Here is a 20,596-nt window from a genome sequence, read left to right as displayed (position 1 = left end):
AAGCGCCAGCCTTCCGGCAAGAATTGACTGTGCAACTGGAACCTGTGCTTTGGCGAAAAAACTGCAAACACCGCTGCTCGACCGCGTCGTCATCCCCACGGATTTGCGTGCCTTGCCGGAGAGCGACCTGCCGCAACTGGCACAGGAGCTGCGGGCGGAGCTGGTGGATGCCGTGTCGACCACGGGCGGCCATCTCGGTGCCGGTCTCGGCGTTGTCGAGCTGACGGTTGCCCTGCATCATGTTTTCGATACGCCGCATGACCGGATCATCTGGGATGTCGGCCACCAGGCCTACCCGCACAAGATACTGACCGGACGCCGCGACCGGATCCGCACGTTGCGGCAGGAGGGCGGGCTGTCCGGCTTTACCAGGCGCAGCGAAAGCCAATACGACCCTTTTGGCGCCGCCCATTCCTCGACCTCCATTTCCGCCGGCCTCGGCATGGCGGTTGCCAGCGATCTCTCAGGCATCAAGCGCAATGTGATCTCGGTCATCGGCGATGGCGCCATGTCGGCGGGCATGGCCTATGAGGCGATGAACAATGCCGGCGCGCTGGATGCGCGGCTGATCGTGATCCTCAATGACAATGACATGTCGATTGCGCCGCCGACGGGGGCCATGAGCGCCTATCTGGCGCGGCTCGTGTCCGGCCGGACCTACCGTTCCATTCGCGAGACCGCCAAGCAATTGGCGAAGAAACTGCCGAAATTCCTGCAGGAAAAGGCGCGGCTTTCGGAAGAATATGTGCGCGGTTTCTGGACCGGCGGCACAATGTTCGAGGAGCTCGGCTTTTACTATGTCGGCCCGATTGACGGGCACAACCTCGACCATCTCCTGCCGGTTCTGAAAAATGTCCGCGATACGATGGATGGCCCGGTGCTTGTTCATGTGGTCACGCAGAAGGGCAAGGGATACGCGCCCGCAGAAGCGGCCGCCGACAAGTATCATGGCGTCAACAAATTCGACGTCATCACCGGCGCGCAGGCCAAGCCGCCTGCCAATGCGCCGAGCTACACCAAGATTTTTGCAACGAGCCTGATCGAGGAAGCCCGCCACGACGACAGGATCGTTGCCGTCACCGCCGCCATGCCGGGCGGCACCGGACTCGATCTCTTCGGTGAAGTCTTTCCCGACCGGGTGTTCGATGTCGGCATTGCCGAACAGCACGCCGTCACCTTTGCCGCGGGCCTTGCGACGGAAGGTTTCAAGCCGTTTGCTGCGATCTATTCCACCTTCCTGCAGCGCGGCTACGACCAGGTCGTGCACGACGTTTCCCTGCAGAATCTCCCCGTGCGTTTCCCGATTGACCGCGCGGGTCTGGTCGGTGCCGACGGCGCGACCCATGCGGGTTCGTTCGATACGGGTTTTCTCGCGGCCCTGCCGGGCTTCGTGGTGATGGCAGCCTCCGACGAGGCCGAACTGCGCCACATGGTGCGCACCGCCGCCGAATATGATGAGGGCCCGATTTCGTTCCGCTATCCGCGCGGCGACGGCATTGGCATCGATCTGCCCGAACGCGGACAAATCCTGCAGATCGGCAAGGGTCGCATCATCCGCGAAGGCAGTAAGGTTGCGCTGCTCTCCTTTGGCACGCGCCTGCAGGAATGTCTGGCGGCTGCCGATGAGCTGGATGCCGCCGGGCTTTCCACCACCGTTGCCGATGCCCGCTTCGCCAAGCCGCTGGATGAGGCCATGATCCGTCGTCTGGCGCGTGAGCATCAGGTGCTTGTGACGGTGGAAGAGGGGGCAATCGGCGGCTTTGCCTCGCACGTCCTGCATTTCCTCAGCCGCGATGGTCTGCTTGACCATGGCTTGCGCGTCCGCACGCTGACTTTGCCGGACCTCTATCTCGACCATGCCAAGCCGGAAGCCATGTATGCACGCTCGGGTCTCGACCGGGCTGGCATCGTCCAGACCGTCTTCGGGGCGCTCGGCCGCGACGATCTGGCAGCACCGGCCAGGGCATAGGCGGCAATGCGGCTGGATCAACTGCTTGTCGAAAAGGGCCTGTTTGCCAGCCGTTCGCGGGCAAGAGACGCAATTGTGCGCGGCACGGTCACCGTCGACCATTCGGTTGTCACCAAGCCCGGAGCAACGTTTTCCGATGCCGCCGTCATTGGCGTTGACGACCCGGCAAGCGGTTACGTCTCACGTGCCGCATTGAAACTGATTGCCGGTCTTGACCGGTTTTCGATCGATGTGCGTGACCGCAGTGCTCTGGATATCGGTGCGTCCACCGGCGGTTTTACCCAGGTCCTGCTGGAACGCGGTGCAGCTCACGTCATTGCCGTCGATGTCGGTCACGACCAGCTGCATGATAGCTTGCGCACCGATGTGCGTGTCAGCAATCTCGAAGGCTTGAATGCACGGGTGCTGTCCCGCAACCATCTGGGCGGGCAAAGAATCGGTCTGGTGGTGTCGGATGTCAGCTTCATCTCGCTGAAACTCGCTTTGCCGCCCGCATTGGAACTGGCAGAGCCCGGCAGTCACTGCGTCCTCCTCGTCAAGCCGCAGTTCGAGGCCGGCCGCGAGGCAATCGGCAAGGGTGGCATTTTGCGCGATCCAATGGATGGCGAACGTGCCGCAAATGATCTAAGGAACTGGCTGGATGGATTGCCGGGCTGGAAAGCCCTGGGGCTGTGCCCTTCGCCCATAGAGGGCGGCGATGGCAATCGCGAATATCTTCTGGCCGGTTTGAAGAGAAAAGATTGAAGAGCTGATGAGCACGCGCGTAACAATTGAGCGGATGGGCGCCGGTGGCGATGGCATTGCCGCAACCACGGCAGGCAGTGTCTATGTACCATTCTCGCTGCCGGGCGAGATTGCCAATGTCGCGCTGGAAAATGGCCGTGCGACGATGATGGCGCTGCTCGAGGCATCAGCGGAGCGGATCAATCCCGCCTGCCGTCATTTCGAGGAATGCGGTGGCTGCGCGCTCCAGCATTGGCAGGAGAGTGCCTACCAGGACTGGAAGCGTTCCCTGGTGCAGGAGGCGCTCGGCGGGCGCGGATTGCAGTTCAAGCTTGATCCGCTCATCCCCTGCGCGCCGCAGACCCGCCGCCGGGCAGTCTTTGCCGTGCGCACGAGTGACCATGGCGCCGTCCTCGGCTTTAACCGGCACCAGAGCCACGAACTCATCGACATCAGCGACTGTGCGGTCACCGTTCCGGAAATCGTTGCACGGCTGGATGATCTGCGCGAGATCGTTGCGGTGCTGGGCGGCGGCATGAAGCCGTTCAAACTGACCGTGACCGCGACGGCATCCGGCCTCGACATCATGGCCTCGGGCTGCGGTGCCCCGGATGCAGCCAAGCGTCACGCCCTGACCAATCTTGTGCTGAAGAAGGGCTTTGCCCGGCTCAGCTTCGAGGGTGAAATCATTGTCGAGCCGAAAAAGCCGCTGGTGCATTTCGGCAAGGTTCCGGTCTATCTTCCGGCCGGCGGGTTCCTGCAGGCAACCGTCGAGGCGGAAGAGGCCATGGCTGCGCTGGTGACGGGGCATCTGGCAAAGGCAAAGAAATCCCTCGATCTGTTCTGTGGTTCCGGCACGTTCGCGCTGCGGATCGCGGAAAAGTCAGCCGTTCATGCGGTGGAGAGCGAGCAGGTCGCGCTTGATGCACTGGACCGTGGCGCACGCCACATGCAGGGCCTGAAGCCGGTCAGTGTCGAGCGCCGCGATCTGTTCCGCCGGCCGTTTCTGGCGCGCGAACTCGCCCCCTATAGCGGGCTGGTCTTTGATCCGCCGCGTGCGGGCGCCGAAACGCAGGCCATCGAGATTGCAAAATCGAATGTGCCGAAAGTGGCAGCCGTCTCCTGCAATCCGGTGACGCTCGGGCGCGATCTGAGCATCCTCGTCAAGGGCGGCTACAAGATTGACCGCGTCGTGCCGATCGACCAGTTTCTCTGGTCGTCGCACGTCGAAGCGGTGGCGCTGCTCTCGAAGAAATAGGCAAGAGAAAACGGCAGATCAGACCGCCGTGCCGCCCACGGTCATCTGGTCCATGCGCAGATGCGGCTGGCCGACGCCAACAGGCACCCACTGGCCGCCCTTGCCGCAATTGCCCATGCCCGTGTCGAGCTGCAGATCGTTGCCGATCATGGAAATGCGCTGCATGGCGTCCGGGCCATTGCCGATCAGCATCGCGCCCTTCACCGGCGCGCCGATCCTGCCATTCTCGATCATGTAGGCCTCGGTGCAGCCGAACACGAACTTGCCCGACGTGATGTCCACCTGGCCGCCACCGAACGACACCGCATAGATACCGTTCTTGACCGAAGCAATGATCTCTTCCGGTGTCTTGTCGCCATCAAGCATATAGGTGTTGGTCATGCGGGGCATCGGCGCGTGCGCATAGGATTCGCGCCGTCCGTTTCCGGTGGGTTGCATGCCCATCAGGCGCGCGTTCTGCCGGTCCTGCATATAGCCGACGAGAATGCCGTCATCGATCAGAACGGTCTTGTTGGTCGGCATGCCTTCGTCATCGACGGTCAGCGAGCCGCGGCGCTCGGAAATCGTGCCGTCATCGACCACGGTGACGCCTTTCGACGCCACCCTCTGGCCGAGCAGGCCGGCAAAAGCCGACGTCTTCTTGCGGTTGAAGTCGCCCTCGAGCCCATGCCCGACCGCCTCATGTAGCATGACGCCGGGCCAGCCATTGGACAGGACAATATCGAATGTTCCCGCCGGGGCAGGGATGGCCTCGAGATTGACCAGCGCCTGGCGCAGCGCTTCATCCGCTGCATGCTGCCATTTCTCGGTGGTGATGAACGCGCCGAAACCGCTGCGTCCGCCGGTTCCGTAGCTGCCGCTTTCCTGCCGGTCGCCATCACCGGCGACAACGGACACGTTGAGCCGGACCATGGGGCGGATGTCGCGGACAAAATGCCCATCGGCACGCAAGATCTCGACCTGCTGCCACGATCCTGCCAGCGAAACGGACACCTGCCGGACCTTCGGATCCTTGGCGCGCAGATAGGCATCGATTTCCTGCAGCAGTTTGACTTTGACTTCGAAGCTGGGCGAGCCAATCGGATTTTCATCGCCGTAAAGGCTGCGGTTGGTTCCGGGAGGAGCCGCGGTATAGGCGCCGGCATAGCCGGTGCGCACGGCCGAGGCCGCATCGGCAGCGCGTTTGAGCGCACCAAGCGAAAGCTCGCCCGCATGCGCATAGCCGACGGCTTCACCGGCAACGGCGCGCAGGCCAAATCCCTGGTCCTGATGGAAGGTCCCGTTCTTCAGGCGGCCATTGTCGAAAGTAAGGCCTTCCGATTCCCGATATTCGATGAAAAGCTCGCCGTCATCGGCGCCATCAAGGCTTTGCTTGACGGTTTCGAGGATTTTTTCGCGCGGCGCGTCAAAACTGTCGATGAGGCTTTTCATGATCATTCATCCGTTCAGGTGATTATGAAGCGGATGTAGGGCCTCGCCCGGCCCGCTACAACAGAAAACTTATGGCGCGATCAGGGAAGGGCGTCGAAACCTTCGCCGAATCCATTGAGTTCGACGGGAATACCGATGCCTTCTTCCGGCGTCTGGAAGACGATGAAGGTTGCAGCCTTGCCAGTCTTGAAGGTCTGGACAAGCTGATCTTCCAGGATAACTTCCGCATAGCAGCCGTCTTCGAAGCAGCGGACGAAATAGGCGCGGCCGATATCCTTGCCATCCACGTTCAGGCCGAGACCGTTGGGCAGAAGCACGCCGAGCGGCGCGAGCACGCGCAGGATCTTGGCCTTGTTGTCGGCGGTTTTGAGAACCACGACCGAAAGACCCATTTCCGGGCGATCCGCTGCGACGACATTCTGAATGAGAGCGCACTGCTCTGATTTTGCGCCTGCCGGCGTGTCGCACAGGATCGACCATGCGCCGTGAGTGGATTTGACCGTGCCGCTCTGCTGTGCTGCCATGGCACCGCCGGAAAAACCGGCAATGGACAGGGAAAGCAGACCGAGGGCGATGCTACGTAGCGCGAAAGAGGACATGTAGGCTCCAAAACGAATCATCCAGACGTTAAACCGCCACGGCCCGGATGAAAAGAATACCGCTCAAACACTCCCCAGCATACAGCGGCTCTGTCATCTCTGGTGTAATGCAAAAATGGCCGGATTGTGAGCCCACCCCGTGTCGCGGGCCAAAATCGTCGGGAAAATGAAAAAAGACACGTCTTTACAAGATGCTGTCATCCACAGGCAGCGCGCTGCGCGCAAAAATGCCGCACGGCATCACGTTCGCCTTCCTTGCGATGTAGGCTAATGTGTGATTTGAACGCGGCATATCTCCGGGCCAGTCATGAAGCCCGGTCTTAACGTATGGAATTGAAGCTTCATTCGGGAGATTTCTAGGTGAAGAAGAACATTGTCACGCTGATGGGTGTCCTGGGGGGCCTGTTGAGTGCCGGTACTGCATATGCTGCACAGCCCGAGCCTTGGCAGATGACGTTCCAGCCAGCTGGATCTGCCATTATGGAGCAGATCATCTGGTTCGAGCACTATACATTGTGGTTCATCGTCCCGATTACACTGTTCGTGATGGTCCTTTTGGGCTGGGTCATGATTCGCTACCGCGCCAGTGCCAATCCGGTTCCGTCCAAGACGAGCCATAACACGGCGGTGGAAGTGGTGTGGACCGTTGGTCCGGTCGTTATCCTTCTGTTCCTGGCAATTCCTTCCTTCCAGCTTCTGACCGCGCAATATTCGCCTGAAGAAGCCAAGATGACGATCAAGGCGACGGGTTACCAGTGGTATTGGGGATATGAATACCAGGTGGGTGATGCGCCTGTCTCCTTCGACTCCGTCATGCTGAAAGATGCTGATCGCGCTGCCGCAGGCAAGGAAGACCGCAAGGCCTATCCGCGTCTGCTTGCTGTTGACAATGAAATGGTTGTTCCCGTGAACACGACCGTTCGTCTTCTGGTAACGGGTGCCGACGTGATCCACTCCTTCTCGATGCCGGCCTTCGGCGTGAAGATGGATGCCGTCACCGGCCGCAGCAACGAAACATGGTTCAAGGCGGATAAGGAAGGCATGTATTATGGTCAGTGCTCGCAGATTTGCGGCAAGGATCATGCCTTCATGCCGATTGCGATCCATGTGGTTTCGCAAAGCCAGTATGATGCGTGGTTTGCTGCTGCCGGGAAGGATCTTCCGGGCGCATACAAGACACTCACCGCTAAAATCGACGCAGACAAGAACATAAACGTAGCCGGCAACTAAGCTGGTTGACGCGAATTATTGAGGAACGGGAGCACTTTGATGGCAGGTTCTGCAGCTCACGAGGCCCATGACGCTCATAAGCCGACAGGCTGGACGCGCTGGGTTTATTCGACCAACCACAAGGATATCGGCACGCTCTATCTGATCTTCGCGATCGTTGCCGGCATCATTGGCGGTTGCCTTTCGATCGCCATGCGTGCCGAGCTTCAGCAGCCCGGCATCCAGATTTTCAGCGGTCTTGCATCGATGGTCTACGGCTTCCAGGGTGATGCCGCCATCGATGGTGGCAAGCAGATGTACAATGTGTTCTCGACGGCACATGGCCTGGTCATGATCTTCTTCATGGTCATGCCGGCGCTGATCGGTGGGTTCGCCAACTGGATGGTTCCGATCATGATCGGTGCACCTGACATGGCCTTCCCGCGCATGAACAACATCTCGTTCTGGCTGCTTCCGCCTGCGCTGCTTCTGCTCCTCCTGTCCATGTTCGTTCCCGGCCCTGCCGGCGGCTATGGCACGGGTGGCGGCTGGACCATCTATCCCCCGTATTCGACAACCGGCCAGCCCGGTCCGGCGATGGATTTTGCCATCCTGTCGCTGCACATTGCCGGTGCATCGTCGATCCTGGGTGCGATCAACTTCATCACCACGATCTTCAACATGCGTGCACCCGGCATGACGCTGCACAAGATGCCGCTGTTTGCCTGGTCCGTGCTGATCACCGCATTCCTGCTGCTGCTGGCTCTGCCGGTTCTGGCGGGTGGTATCACCATGCTTTTGACCGATCGCAACTTCGGCACGACATTCTTCTCGCCGGAAGGCGGCGGCGATCCGCTGCTGTTCCAGCATCTCTTCTGGTTCTTCGGTCATCCTGAAGTGTACATCATGATCCTGCCGGCCTTCGGCATCATCAGCCACATCGTCTCGACCTTCTCGCGCAAGCCGATCTTCGGTTACCTCGGCATGGCCTATGCCATGGTTGCAATCGGCGTGGTCGGCTTCATCGTCTGGGCGCACCACATGTACACCGTTGGCCTGTCGCTGGACACACAGCGCTACTTCGTCTTCGCGACGATGGTCATCGCCGTGCCGACGGGCGTGAAGATCTTCTCGTGGATCGCGACCATGTGGGGCGGTTCCATCGAGTTCAAGCCGCCGATGGTCTGGGCAATCGGCTTCATCTTCCTGTTCACCGTTGGCGGTGTGACGGGTGTGCAGTTGGCCAATGCCGGTCTCGACCGTGCGATGCATGACACCTACTACGTGATCGCGCACTTCCATTACGTGCTGTCGCTGGGTGCCGTGTTCGGAATTTTCGCGGGCTGGTACTACTGGTTCCCGAAGATGACCGGCTATATGTACAACCACACCATTGCGCACACGCACTTCTGGGTGATGTTCGTCGGTGTCAACCTGGTGTTCTTCCCGCAGCACTTCCTCGGACTTGCCGGCATGCCGCGCCGCTACATCGACTATCCCGATGCATTCGCCGGCTGGAATGAAGTATCGTCCATCGGTTCCTACATCTCCGGTGTTGCCGTGCTGATCTTCCTCTTCGGTGTCTTCGAGGCTTTTGCCAAGAAGCGTGAAGCCGGCGCCAACCCCTGGGGTCCAGGTGCGACCACGCTGGAATGGCAGCTGTCTTCGCCGCCGCCCTTCCATCAGTGGGAACAGCTTCCACGCATCAAGTAAGAATACAACCGGGCCGCTGAACCCCAGCGGCCCGGGCATCTTCAAGTTGAAACGACTGAAACAACAAGACTGATCGAATGGCCCTGATTGAGAAAAACGCAACTGTAGATACCGCGATTGGCCTGTCTGAAGCCAATGCGTCGGACTATATTGCCTTGCTCAAGCCACGCGTGATGTCGCTGGTGGTCTTCACTGCCATTGTCGGCATGATGGCCGCACCCGGCCATATCAATCCCATTCTCGGTGTTATCGCCATTCTCTGCATCGCCGTTGGCGCCGGAGCCTCGGGCGCGCTGAACATGTGGTACGATTCCGATATCGATGCCGTGATGAAGCGTACCGCCAACCGTCCCATTCCGGCCGGCCGGATCACGCGTGAAGAGGTGCTGACCTTCGGTCTGCTGCTGTCCGCGTTCTCGGTGGTCACGCTCGGCCTTTTCGTCAATCTTCTCTCGGCGTTCCTGCTGGCCTTCACCATCTTCTTCTATGCGGTGGTCTATACGATGTGGCTGAAGCGCTCGACGCCGCAGAACATCGTTATCGGCGGGGCTGCGGGTGCATTCCCGCCCATGATCGGCTGGGCTGCCGTGACCAATTCGGTCGGCATCGAAAGCATCGTGCTGTTCCTCATCATCTTCCTGTGGACGCCGCCGCATTTCTGGGCGCTGTCGCTGTTCATGTCGGATGATTACGAGAAAGCCAAAATCCCGATGATGCCCAACGTCATGGGTGAAGCGTCGACAAAGTTCCAGATTTTCCTCTATACGCTGCTGGTGGCGCCGGTTGCGGTGCTGCCATGGGTCATGGGCTTTGCCGGGATTGTCTATGGCGTGTTTTCCATTGGCGCCGGTGCACTGTTCCTTTTCTACGCCTGGACCGTCTGGCGTGCGCCGGTTGGTGCGCCGATGATCAAGCCGGCCAAGAAGATGTTCGCTTTCTCGATCTTCTATCTCTTCAGCCTCTACGCCGTGCTTCTCGGCGAAATCCTTGTGCGCAAAGCACTTTTCCTGGCAGGTGCATGACATGAGCGATGATCGCGTTACACTGACACCCAAACAGAAAAGGGCGCAGCGCAGCCGCTCCATCGCGCTTGCCCTGGCCTTGGCCGCGTTTGTCATCCTCGTCTATGTCGGCACGTGGGCCAAGCTTGGTGCCAGGATACTTGAACGGCAAATGTGATGAGCGCTCCTGTGGAAGATAACCAGATACCAGCGGCGGCAAGCACGCCTGAATCCAAGCGCCGGGTTTCCGACCGGACAATTGCGATTTCCTGCCTTGCCTTCTTCTTCGGCATGGTCGGCATGGCCTTTGCCGCCGTGCCGCTCTACGCCATGTTCTGTCAGGTGACCGGTTATGGTGGTACGACCCAGCGGGTCGAGCAGATGTCCGATACGATCCTCGACAAGAAGATCACGGTTCGTTTCGATGCCAATACCTCAGACGGATTGGCATGGCAGTTCAAGCCTGTGCAGCGCGAAGTGACGATGAACATTGGCGAGACCAAGCTCATTCACTACGAAGCGATCAATAAACTGGACAAACCATCAGCTGGCCGCGCAGCCTTCAACGTCACGCCGCAGGCGGCCGGTGCCTATTTCAACAAGGTGGAATGCTTCTGCTTTACCGACACTGTCCTGAAGCCAGGCGAAGACATGCAGATGCCCGTCGTGTTCTTTGTCGATCCGGATATCGTCAATTCGGAAGAACTCAAGGGCGTCAACACGATTACGCTGTCCTATACATTCTTTCCGATCGCGATGCCGGCACCGGTTGCTGCCAGTGCGGATGTGAAGAAAGACAAGCCGTCGGGACAGCTTTGAACTTGCGCTGACATTTTGTCAGTGGCTAAACAGATGAATAGAACTTGCGGGGGTTAAAATGGCCGAAGCGCACACAAAGAACCACGACTACCATATTATTGATCCAAGCCCATGGCCGTTCCTTGGCTCCGTTGGTGCGTTTGTCATGGCTATCGGCGGTATCGCTTACATGCGCTACCACAGTGGCGGTGAGCTGCCGCTTTTCGGGCATAACCTGGCGCAGCCATGGCTGTTCTTCATCGGCCTTGTCATCGTTCTCTACACTATGTTCGGCTGGTGGTCTGATACCATCAGGGAGAGCAAGGAAGGACACCACACCCGCGTCGTATCCCTGCATCTGCGCTATGGCATGATCATGTTCATCGCGTCGGAAGTGATGTTCTTCGTTGCCTGGTTCTGGGCCTTCTTCGATGCCAGCCTGTTCCCCGGCGAAGCGGAGCAGGTCGCCCGTGCGGCCTTCACCGGCGGTCACTGGCCTCCCAAGGGCATTGAAGTTCTCGATCCGCTGCATCTGCCGCTGTACAACACCATCATCCTGCTGCTGTCGGGAACCACGGTCACCTGGGCGCACCATGCGCTGATCCACAAGGACCGCAAGGGCCTGATCACCGGCCTGACGCTGACGGTCCTGCTCGGCATGCTCTTCTCGTTCGTGCAGGGTTACGAATACATGCACGCACCGTTCGCGTTCAAGGATTCGATCTACGGCGCGACCTTCTTCATGGCCACGGGTTTCCATGGCTTTCACGTGATCATCGGAACGATCTTCCTGCTGGTCTGCCTGCTGCGCGCCATGCGCGGTGATTTCACTCCGCAGAAGCATTTCGGCTTCGAGGCTGCCGCCTGGTACTGGCACTTCGTCGACGTGGTCTGGCTGTTCCTGTTCTTCTCGATCTACGTCTGGGCCTCATGGGGCGCGACGCTGGCCGTCGAATAAGCAAGCCGCTGCAAACAGAAATAAAGAGGGCGGTCATGGAAACATGGCCGCCCTTATTGTTTGGCATGATCTCAATGCGGGGCGGGTGCTTCAACTTATCGACTGGACAGGGGGAAGCAATGCCGTCACTAATCGCGCAATGGATGAAATCTGGGCGCTGGTCCAGGATGGAACACCGATCGAGACCAACCCATGAGTGAAGACAGAGCCCTTTATCCGCCAGTTGACCCGTTCAGGGCAGGCGTCAAGGCGCGTTGCCCCCGCTGCGGACAGGGCAGGCTGTTCGATGGCTTTCTGACCCCGGCCCGGCAATGCTCCAGCTGCGGGCTCGATTATTCCTTTATCGATTCGGGTGACGGTCCGGCTGTCCTGGTGATGCTGCTGATCGGGTTTATCGTCGTCGGGCTGGCGCTGTGGATGGAAGTTACGCTCGATCCGCCGCTTTGGGTGCATTTCATCCTGTGGATACCGCTGGCGCTTGTGCTTTGTCTGATGGCCTTGCGCTGGATGAAAGGTGTCCTGATTGCCCTTCAATACAAGCACAAGGCTGCGGAAGGGCGCCTTGATAGTCCCACTGCCCATGAGTGACGTCGCAATGCTAGCAAAATCTGCCCGGTTTCCATGGATCACGCTGAGCCTTAGCGCCATCCTCTTTGTCATTCTGATCGGGCTCGGTACCTGGCAGATGGAACGCCTGCAGTGGAAGGAAGCGCTGCTGGCAACCATCGCCGCGCGCACCCATTCCGCACCGCAACCCCTGGCAGAGATTGAAAAGATCTGGGCACAGGATCATGACGTCGAATACCGTCCCGTGACCGTCACAGGGCGTCTGCTCAATGACCGCGAACGGCATTTCTTTGCCACCTATGAGGGTTATTCCGGTTACTTCATCTATACCCCGCTGCAACTCGACGATGGCCGGGCGGTTTTCGTCAACCGCGGCTTTGTGCCCTACGACCAGAAGAATGCGTCGACGCGCCAGCAGGGTGAAGTGGCAGGACCGGTGACCGTTACCGGGCTTGCGCGCAATCCATTGGCTGGAAAACCGTCCTCCATCCTTCCCGACAATGATCTCGTCAAGAACATCTATTTCTGGAAAGACCTGCCTGTTATGGCGGCGCAGTCCAGCATCAATCCCGAACAGCTCGTGCCGTTTTTCATTGATGCTGATAAAACGCCCAATCCCGGCGGCTTTCCCATCGGCGGCGTCACCATCATCGATCTTCCCAACAGCCATCTGCAATATGCGGTCACGTGGTATGGTCTGGCGGCGACGCTGCTCGCCATCGTGATCATCTCGATGGTGCGGCGCAGGAAGGGCGACAAAGCAGAAACTCAACCTTCGGACTTGACTTCCCGTTGATTGCCGCCCAATTCCATGGGCACATCAAACGCTTCGACTTCCGCGAGACCTATGACCATGGCTGACAAGAAACCACTGACAATCCGCCTGTGCGGACCGCGCGGATTTTGCGCTGGAGTGGATCGCGCCATCCAGATCGTTGTCCTGGCGCTGAAGAAATATGGTGCGCCGGTCTATGTCCGGCATGAGATCGTCCACAATCGCTATGTCGTGCAGGGCCTGCAGGCGCGCGGTGCCGTTTTCGTCGAAGAACTCGACGAAATCCCGGCAGAACATCGCAGCCAGCCCGTGGTTTTCTCCGCGCACGGCGTACCGAAGTCGGTGCCGGAGGACGCGGAACACAAGAACCTTTTTTATCTCGATGCCACCTGTCCGCTTGTCTCCAAGGTGCATAAGCAGGCCATGCGGCATCAGCGGCTTGGACGCCATGTCATTTTGGTCGGCCATTCCGGTCATCCGGAAGTCATCGGAACGATGGGGCAACTGCCGGAGGGCGCGGTAACATTGATCGAAACCATTGAAGACGCGGAGACGTATCAGCCGGCGGACCCCAAGAACCTCGGCTTCGTGACGCAGACGACGCTGTCCGTCGATGACACCGCCGGCATCATTGCCGCCCTGCAGAGCCGCTTTCCGGATCTGACCGCACCGGCGGCCGAATCCATCTGCTATGCCACGACAAACCGGCAGGATGCGGTGAAGGCGGCAGCACCCGGCTGCGATCTCTTCCTTGTCGTTGGTGCGCCGAATTCATCCAATTCGAAACGGCTGGTGGAAGTGGCGGAGCGGTCGGGTGCGGTGCAATCGCTGCTGGTGCAGCGGGCGGCTGATATCGACTGGGATCTGATCGGCGATATTGCGACCGTCGGCCTCTCCGCCGGTGCATCCGCGCCTGAAATCATTGTCGATGAAATCATCCAGTCCTTTTCGGAGCGCTATTCCGTGTCGATTGACCTTGCCGAGACGACCATCGAAACCGAGAATTTCCATGTCATGCGCGATCTGCGCGATGTGGAACTGACCAGCGGCGACATGGCATTCGTCAACGGAAGTCACTGATTATGGCCGTCTATACCGATATCAACGAAATCGACCTCGCGCACTTCCTTCGGGATTATGACATCGGTGAGCTGCTCTCCTACAAGGGCATTGCCGAAGGTGTCGAGAATTCCAACTATCTGCTGCATACCAGCAAGGGATCCTACATCCTGACGCTCTATGAAAAGCGGGTGAACAGCAATGATCTGCCGTTCTTTCTGGGGCTGATGCAGCACCTGGCACGCAAGGGGATCAGCTGTCCCTTGCCGGTCGGACAGAAGAACGGCTCCAGCATAGGTGAACTCGCGGGGCGCCCGGCGGCTATCGTGACCTTCCTGGAAGGCATGTGGATGCGCAGGCCCACGGTGCAGCACTGCCACGCGCTGGGAGAGGCACTGGCGCGCATGCACGTGGCCGGTGCAGATTTCCCCATGCGCCGCACGAATGCGCTCTCCGTCGCTGGCTGGCGGCCATTGTGGAACAATTCAAAGGCCAATGCCGACCGGGTCGAGCCGGGCCTTGCCAGTGAGACGGAAGCCGATCTGGCATTTTTCGAAGCCCATTGGCCGCAACATCTGCCGGCCGGTGTTATTCATGCCGACCTTTTCCCGGACAATGTGTTCTTTCTCGGCGACAAACTTTCCGGCCTGATCGATTTCTATTTCGCCTGCACGGATCTGCTTGCCTACGATGTCGCGGTCTGCCTGAATGCCTGGTGCTTTGAAAAAGACCATTCGTTCAATCTGACCAAGGGCACGGCATTGCTGCGCGGTTATAATTCCGTGCGTCCCCTTTCGGCGCAGGAGGCGGAGAGCCTGCCCATCCTCGCGCGGGGCTCGGCCCTGCGTTTCATGCTGACCCGGCTCTATGACTGGCTGACGGTTCCCGAGGGCAGCTTTGTCGTCAAGAAAGACCCGATGGAATATGTCCGCCGCATGCGCTTCCATCGCCAGATCAAATCCGCCGAAGAATATGGCCTGCTGCCAGTGGATGCCGCCTCGTGAAGTCGATACAGGTTTTTACCGATGGCGCCTGCTCCGGCAATCCCGGCCCCGGCGGCTGGGGCGCTGTCCTGCGCTGGAACGGCAATGAGAAAGAGCTTTCCGGCGGTGAAGCCGATACCACCAACAACCGCATGGAGCTGATGGCCGCCATAGCCGCGCTCAATGCGCTGAAGGAGCCTTGTTCCGTCGATCTCTATACGGATTCGGTCTATGTCCGTGATGGTATTTCCGGCTGGATCGAGGGCTGGAAGCGCAATGGCTGGAAAACCGCCGCCAAGAAGCCCGTGAAGAATGCCGAGCTTTGGCAGGCTCTCGATGAGGCGCGCAAGCGCCACAAGGTGGTCTGGCACTGGGTCAAGGGCCATGCGGGCCATCCGGAGAACGAGCGCGCCGACGAGCTTGCCCGAACCGGCATGGCGCCTTTCAAGAACAAATCCTGAGCAAACAAAAGGGCCGGTCAGACCGGCCCTCTGCATAGGTTCGCTCCATCGCTGCTTACAGCTGGCCGAGCAGGGTCGCTGCGCTTGACGTCACTGCCTGACCCGGCGAATCCTCGATGTTGAGTTCCTTGACCACGCCATCCTCAACAAGCATGGAATAGCGCTTGGAGCGCACGCCCATCGTGCCGGCGGCAAGGTCGATATCAAGGCCGACCGCCTTGGTGAAGGTCGCATTGCCATCCGACAGGTACTGGATCTTGCCTTCGCCATTGGTGGCCTTGGCCCAGGCGCCCATCACATGCGGATCATTGACGGCGACAACGGCGATGGTGTCGACACCCTTGGCCAGAATGGCATCGCGGTTTTCAAGATAACCCGGCAGATGGTTCATGCTGCAGGTCGGGGTGAAGGCACCCGGTACAGCGAACAGCACCACCTTCTTGCCCTTGAACAGCGCGTCCGAGCTGACTTCGCTGACACCGTCATCGGATTTTGTCTTGAACGTGGCGTCCGGCAAACGCTCGCCTACCTTGATTGTCATGAATTGGCTCCATATGAACAAAACTAGCCCTATGGAGATAGGGCGTGCATGATCAAAAGTCGAGGGCGGGCAGGTGCTATTCCTGTGCCTCAAGCTTGCCTGAAACCGCTTTCTCACCCTGGACCAGAGTGTAGTTCAGCGTCACGGCCTTCTTGTCCTTGCCGGTGAGGACCGGCACCGAAAACACGGCGGTGGCCGCCTCGCGGCTTTTCAGTTTCGCCATGCCGAACGTCACGCCGCCTTCGCCGGCAACGAAGAGGTCGGACTGCGGCTGATCCGCCGGCAATTGCACCGTGATCTTGACATGGTCATCCCGGCGCACGGCACTTTTTACGCCGAACGATGCCGATGCCTTGTCAGGCAGGGCGGCAAATGCATCGCTGACAAGCGTTTTTGTCAGCGCGTCTGACGGGCTGTTGTCGATGGAAATGTCGAATTCGGCGGTCACCGGAATGCAGATCGCCTCGCAGATGCCGAGAAAGGCATGTCCCTTGAACTGGGCTGGTTTGGACGGATCGGCCAATGTCAGGATAACCGGCAGTGCCACGGATTTCTTGTAGCCTGCCCATTTTGAATTGCCGTCCTCAAACCGGTGCGGCGCGGGAAACCCAAGCGAATAGGTCTTGATGTTGCCTTCCTGCGAGAGCGCCAGTTCTGGCGGCACACCGGCATCGCCAGGTTCGCGCCAATAGGTTTTCCAGCCGGGATCGAGATTGATCTGCACGGCGCCGTGGACTTCGCTTACGCCCTTCTGGGGATTGTCGACGATCAGCCGGACACTGCCGCCGGGGGTCTTTGTCCAATCGGAGTTTCCAGCCTGCGAAGGCGAGGCAAAGGCGGCAGCACTCAATGCTGCAGCGAGAAAAATGGGCATGGTCGTGTTCATGCGCGGACCATTGCAGGCCTTTTCGGCCTTATCAAGGATGTCACGGAATTTGCTCATCATTTCTATGTGAGGCGTCCGTTATTTCCCGGGCGAAAGCGCCCGAACTCCGGCTCTTTTTACAATTCCTCATTCAAAGCCGTTGTCATTTGCGCAATCCTTGATACCTTTGTTCGATGGATATTTTCAGAACGGCGAACAAAGAGACCGGATTTCTGAATGGTCAATTCCTGCTGGCGATGCCGGGAATGGACGACAGCCGGTTCGCGCGTTCGGTCATCTATGTCTGTGCGCACTCGGAAAAGGGCGCCATGGGGCTGATCATCAATCGCCCGCAGGAGATGGAATTCTCCGACATTCTGGTGCAGCTCGGCGTTCTTGATGAACATCAGGCCATCATGCTGCCTGACTGCACCCGCGATTTCATCGTGCGCAATGGCGGACCGGTTGAGATGCGCCGCGGCTTTGTCCTGCATTCCGACGATTATCTGACGGATTCCACCATGCCGGTCTCCGAAGAGATTTGCCTGACCGGCACGGTGGATATACTGCGTGCCATATCCGGCGGGCGTGGTCCGCGCTGCGCGCTGATGACCCTGGGCTATTCGGGCTGGGCGGCGGGGCAGCTTGAAAACGAGATCGCCAACAATGGCTGGCTCACTTGCCGTGCGCCGCAGGAATTGCTTTTCGACACCGACCTTGAAAGCAAGTACGACCGCTTGCTGGCGCATATGGGCGTTGATCCTTCACGCCTCGCCAGCGTTGCCGGCCACGCCTGACCCTACGATGCCTTTGACTGCTGGAACTGCTCGCGCAGCAGCTTTGTTGCGACATCGAGCGTCAGCGGCGGGCTGAACATGAAGCTCTGGGCGTATTCGCAGCCCATCTGGCGCAATTGCAGGGCGTCGCTCTCATTCTCGATGCCTTCGGTCACAACAGAAAGGCCGAGATCGTGGGCCATGCTGATCATCGAACGCAGCAGCGTGACTTTCTGCGGCTGTTCGGCCTTGAGGAATGATCGGTCGATCTTGATCATGTCGAAGGGGAACGAGGTGAGGTAGGAGAGGGATGAATAGCCGGTTCCGAAATCGTCCAGCGATACACCGACACCCATGGCCTTGATGCTGGAAAGCACATGCGCGGACCGCTCGGGATTCTCCATCATCAGGGATTCCGTCAGTTCCAGTTTCAGGCTGGCCGGATCGATCTGTGTCTGGGTCAGCACCGAGCGCACATCATCGATGAGATCCTGCCGGATCAGCTGGCTGCTCGATATGTTCACCGAGACAAACAGTGGCGTGGCGCCGATGGTGCGCTGCCAATTGACGAGGTCTTCCGCCGCATGCTGCATGACGAACAGGCCAAGCTGCACGATCAGCCCCGAGCTTTCGGCAATCGGGATGAATTCGGATGGCGGAATCGAGCCGCGGCGCGGATGATCCCAGCGCATCAGGGCTTCAAAACCGGCAATGGTGTTGTCCTCCAGCCGCACGATCGGCTGATAGGCAATGTGAATTTCGTGGCGTTCGAGCGCGCGGCGCAGGTCGGATTCGAGCTGCAGCTTGTCGCTGCCCACGGCCCGGAACGCCGGACGGAAGGGTTCGATCCGGTCGCCGCCAAAGCGTTTCGCCTGGAACATGGCAAGCTCGGCGTCCTTCACGAGGTCTTCCGGTGAGGCGGTGCTGCCGCTGGTCCAGGTGATCAGGCCAAGCGATGCGGTCAGGACGATTTCGCGCTTGGCGAAGGCAATGGGCGCGCGGATGGCCTGTTTGACGGCTTCGGCAAAGGCGGCGATGCGGGCAGGCTCGACTTCCGATACCAGGATAAGGCCGAACTGGTCGGCGGAGAGACGGCTCAACGTGTCCTGCGGCCGCAAAAGGCGATGCAGGCGCCGCGAGACGGTCAGAAGGAACGTATCGCCTGCCGACATGCCGAGCCCGTCATTGACCTGCTTGAAGCGGTCGATATCGATGATGAACACGGTCGGGCGGATCTTGCTTTCGGTCTGCGCCATGGTGATGACGGAGCCGAGGCGGTCGAGGAACAGTTCACGGTTGGGCAGGCCGGTCAGATTGTCATGAACCGCGTCGTGCAGCAGGCGTTCTTCTGCCTTTTTCTGCTCGGTCACATCGATGAGGGTGCCGACGCAGCGGACAATCTCACCGTCGGAACCGATCACCGGGCGGGCTTTCAGCGTGTACCAGTAGTAGTGGCCGTCATTGGCGCGCAGGCGGAAAGTCTGCGAGATGCGGCCGCGGCGGTTTTCCAGAATGACGTCGAGCGTGGTGCGGAAACGGTCGCGGTCGTCGGCATGCAGCGTTGGCAGCCAGTTGCGCACGGCGCCGTGCAGCGAACTCGCCGATGCACCGAGGAAATTGGTAAGGTCCGGTGTCGTGACAACGCGGTCGCGCGGTACATCCCAGTCCCAGACGATGTCGCCGGACCCGATGATCGCCAGCGCCTGCCGTTCCACATCGGAGAACAGCCCCTGCTGCAGGGCACCGCCGGAAAAGGCGTGCTGCATCACGGTGAATCCGATGAGCAGGACGATCAGCACGAGGCCACCGCCGAGCGCCGGCTGGACGATGTCATTGGCCAGAATGCCGGAGACGGTCAGCCAGCTTCCCAGCAGCCAGACAAGCAGGAGCAGCCAGGTCGGTATGAGCATGATCGCCCGGTCGTAACTGCGGAATGAAAAGAAGCCGATGAGGACGATGCCGGCGATGACCGTCAGGGCAAAGGAAAAGCGGGCAATACCGGACGCGATGGGCGGATCGAAAATAGCCACGCCGGAGAGAATACCAAGGCCCAGAATCCAGGTCAGCGCGCCGTAACTGAAATTGTCGTGCCAGCGGTTGAGATTGAGATAGGTGAAAAGAAAGATCACCAGCGTTGCCGCCAGCGCCACTTCGGTGCCCGCCCGCCAGACCTGTTCGTTGCCGGGTGTGATCTCGATCAGCTTGTTCCAGAAGCCGAAATCCACACAGATATAGGCAAGCACCGCCCAGGCCATGGCTGCAGTGGCTGGAAAGAGCGACGTTCCCTTGACGACAAAAAGAATGGTCAGAAACAGGGCGAGAAGACCGGCAATGCCGAGCAGGATGCCGCGGTAAAGCGTGTAGGAATTGACCGTGTCCTTGTAGGCATTGGGCTCCCAGACATAGACCTGCGGCAGGTTGGGCGAGGCAAGTTCGGCGACAAAGGTAATGACCGAACCGGGATTGAGGGTGACCAGGAAAATATCGGCATCTTCGCTGGCCTGCCTGTCGAGGGCAAAGCCCTCGCTGGGGGTGATGGAGGTGATGCGCGTCGAGCCGAGATCCGGCCAGATGAAACCCGATCCGACCAGGCGGAAGTGCGGGGCGACGATCAGGCGGTCGATCTGTTCATCGGTGGGATTGGCCAGCGAAAATGCGGCCCAGTCACCGGTCGAGCGGCTGTCATTGGCCTGCACCTCGATGCGGCGGACAATGCCGTCGGTGCCGGGCGCCGTGGAAATCTGGAAGGTCTCACCCTGGTTCCGGTAAATCTCGACGGCCTTGGACAGGTCGAGCGCGGTGCTTTCCTTGGTGATCTTGATGGTTTCAAAGGCGCTGGCAGCCGACAGCATGGACATCATCAAAAAGATGAGGACAAAAATCCTCGATAAGCCTTTCAGCATGTGTCCG

General features: G+C 59.5%; 21 protein-coding genes. 16 read left to right on the top strand and 5 right to left on the bottom strand.

Going from position 1 to position 20,596, the window contains the following annotated elements:
• Positions 1-49: 49 nt before the first annotated feature.
• Genes dxs through ACTJJ7_RS04840 form a run of 3 tightly spaced genes read left to right on the top strand, consistent with a single transcriptional unit; the run spans position 50 to position 3,950 of the window.
• Positions 50-1,969: a 1-deoxy-D-xylulose-5-phosphate synthase gene (gene dxs / locus ACTJJ7_RS04850; RefSeq protein ID WP_440965700.1), complete on the top strand. Its 1,920-nt coding sequence runs from the start codon at positions 50-52 to the stop codon at positions 1,967-1,969.
• A 6-nt stretch (positions 1,970-1,975) separates the two neighbouring features.
• Positions 1,976-2,713, top strand: coding sequence for a TlyA family RNA methyltransferase (locus tag ACTJJ7_RS04845; protein ID WP_440965698.1), 738 nt, complete (start codon positions 1,976-1,978; stop codon positions 2,711-2,713).
• A complete protein-coding gene (locus tag ACTJJ7_RS04840; protein ID WP_440965882.1) occupies positions 2,709-3,950 on the top strand; it encodes a class I SAM-dependent RNA methyltransferase in 1,242 nt (413 codons plus the stop codon). Before ACTJJ7_RS04845 ends, ACTJJ7_RS04840 begins: the two co-directional genes overlap by 5 nt.
• 18 nt (positions 3,951-3,968) lie before the next feature.
• Here ACTJJ7_RS04840 and tldD read toward each other — a convergent pair whose 3' ends face one another.
• The gene (gene tldD / locus ACTJJ7_RS04835; protein WP_440965696.1) at positions 3,969-5,381 is read right to left on the bottom strand and encodes a metalloprotease TldD; all 1,413 of its coding nucleotides are present in this window, start codon (positions 5,379-5,381) and stop codon (positions 3,969-3,971) included.
• A gap of 80 nt (positions 5,382-5,461) precedes the next feature.
• A complete protein-coding gene (locus ACTJJ7_RS04830; protein WP_223611539.1) occupies positions 5,462-5,980 on the bottom strand; it encodes an invasion associated locus B family protein in 519 nt (172 codons plus the stop codon).
• A 384-nt stretch (positions 5,981-6,364) separates the two neighbouring features.
• Between ACTJJ7_RS04830 and coxB the strand changes: the two genes are divergently transcribed.
• The 12 genes from coxB to rnhA all read left to right on the top strand — a co-directional run bounded on the left by coxB (position 6,365) and on the right by rnhA (position 15,504).
• A complete protein-coding gene (gene coxB, locus ACTJJ7_RS04825; protein WP_105737343.1) occupies positions 6,365-7,210 on the top strand; it encodes a cytochrome c oxidase subunit II in 846 nt (281 codons plus the stop codon).
• Between the two features lie 39 nt (positions 7,211-7,249).
• A complete protein-coding gene (gene ctaD, locus ACTJJ7_RS04820) occupies positions 7,250-8,902 on the top strand; it encodes a cytochrome c oxidase subunit I (protein ID WP_105737001.1) in 1,653 nt (550 codons plus the stop codon).
• 77 nt (positions 8,903-8,979) lie between these two features.
• Entirely contained in the window at positions 8,980-9,924 is a 945-nt protein-coding gene (cyoE, locus tag ACTJJ7_RS04815) for a heme o synthase (protein ID WP_105737003.1), read from the top strand.
• 1 nt (position 9,925) lies between these two features.
• Positions 9,926-10,081, top strand: a complete 156-nt coding sequence (locus tag ACTJJ7_RS04810; protein WP_165401776.1) for a hypothetical protein — start codon at positions 9,926-9,928, stop codon at positions 10,079-10,081.
• On the top strand, positions 10,081-10,722 hold the full coding sequence (locus ACTJJ7_RS04805) for a cytochrome c oxidase assembly protein (RefSeq protein WP_440965693.1): 642 nt from the start codon (positions 10,081-10,083) through the stop codon (positions 10,720-10,722). Before ACTJJ7_RS04810 ends, ACTJJ7_RS04805 begins: the two co-directional genes overlap by 1 nt.
• Before the next feature lie 58 nt (positions 10,723-10,780).
• Positions 10,781-11,659: a cytochrome c oxidase subunit 3 gene (locus ACTJJ7_RS04800; RefSeq protein ID WP_105737007.1), complete on the top strand. Its 879-nt coding sequence runs from the start codon at positions 10,781-10,783 to the stop codon at positions 11,657-11,659.
• Positions 11,660-11,702: 43 nt separating this feature from the next.
• Entirely contained in the window at positions 11,703-11,855 is a 153-nt protein-coding gene (locus tag ACTJJ7_RS04795) for a hypothetical protein (RefSeq protein WP_440965691.1), read from the top strand.
• On the top strand, positions 11,852-12,247 hold the full coding sequence (locus ACTJJ7_RS04790; RefSeq protein WP_440965689.1) for a DUF983 domain-containing protein: 396 nt from the start codon (positions 11,852-11,854) through the stop codon (positions 12,245-12,247). The genes ACTJJ7_RS04795 and ACTJJ7_RS04790 overlap by 4 nt, the downstream gene beginning before the upstream one ends.
• A 7-nt stretch (positions 12,248-12,254) precedes the next feature.
• A complete protein-coding gene (locus ACTJJ7_RS04785) occupies positions 12,255-13,022 on the top strand; it encodes an SURF1 family protein (RefSeq protein ID WP_440965687.1) in 768 nt (255 codons plus the stop codon).
• A 57-nt stretch (positions 13,023-13,079) separates the two neighbouring features.
• Complete coding sequence (ispH, locus tag ACTJJ7_RS04780; protein WP_207226718.1) at positions 13,080-14,081, top strand: 4-hydroxy-3-methylbut-2-enyl diphosphate reductase; 1,002 nt, start codon at positions 13,080-13,082, stop codon at positions 14,079-14,081.
• Between the two features lie 2 nt (positions 14,082-14,083).
• Positions 14,084-15,064 carry a homoserine kinase gene (locus ACTJJ7_RS04775; protein WP_440965685.1) on the top strand — a complete coding sequence of 327 codons (981 nt, stop codon included), beginning with the start codon at positions 14,084-14,086 and terminating at the stop codon, positions 15,062-15,064.
• Complete coding sequence (rnhA, locus tag ACTJJ7_RS04770; protein ID WP_105737018.1) at positions 15,061-15,504, top strand: ribonuclease HI; 444 nt, start codon at positions 15,061-15,063, stop codon at positions 15,502-15,504. Before ACTJJ7_RS04775 ends, rnhA begins: the two co-directional genes overlap by 4 nt.
• A 55-nt stretch (positions 15,505-15,559) precedes the next feature.
• On the opposite strand, the gene ACTJJ7_RS04765 is transcribed toward rnhA, so the two are convergent.
• Both ACTJJ7_RS04765 and ACTJJ7_RS04760 read right to left on the bottom strand, forming a co-directional pair.
• The gene (locus ACTJJ7_RS04765; protein WP_105737020.1) at positions 15,560-16,045 is read right to left on the bottom strand and encodes a peroxiredoxin; all 486 of its coding nucleotides are present in this window, start codon (positions 16,043-16,045) and stop codon (positions 15,560-15,562) included.
• A gap of 76 nt (positions 16,046-16,121) precedes the next feature.
• Complete coding sequence (locus ACTJJ7_RS04760) at positions 16,122-16,991, bottom strand: protein-disulfide reductase DsbD domain-containing protein (protein WP_105737022.1); 870 nt, start codon at positions 16,989-16,991, stop codon at positions 16,122-16,124.
• Positions 16,992-17,104: 113 nt separating this feature from the next.
• Between ACTJJ7_RS04760 and ACTJJ7_RS04755 the strand changes: the two genes are divergently transcribed.
• Positions 17,105-17,707 carry a YqgE/AlgH family protein gene (locus ACTJJ7_RS04755; RefSeq protein ID WP_105737024.1) on the top strand — a complete coding sequence of 201 codons (603 nt, stop codon included), beginning with the start codon at positions 17,105-17,107 and terminating at the stop codon, positions 17,705-17,707.
• 2 nt (positions 17,708-17,709) lie between these two features.
• On the opposite strand, the gene ACTJJ7_RS04750 is transcribed toward ACTJJ7_RS04755, so the two are convergent.
• Complete coding sequence (locus ACTJJ7_RS04750; RefSeq protein ID WP_105737026.1) at positions 17,710-20,589, bottom strand: EAL domain-containing protein; 2,880 nt, start codon at positions 20,587-20,589, stop codon at positions 17,710-17,712.
• Positions 20,590-20,596 lie beyond the last annotated feature (7 nt).

It is taken from the genome of Phyllobacterium sp. 22229, from assembly GCF_052056495.1.
Taxonomy (GTDB): domain Bacteria; phylum Pseudomonadota; class Alphaproteobacteria; order Rhizobiales; family Rhizobiaceae; genus Phyllobacterium; species Phyllobacterium myrsinacearum.
This window is presented reverse-complemented; position numbering and strand designations above follow the sequence as displayed.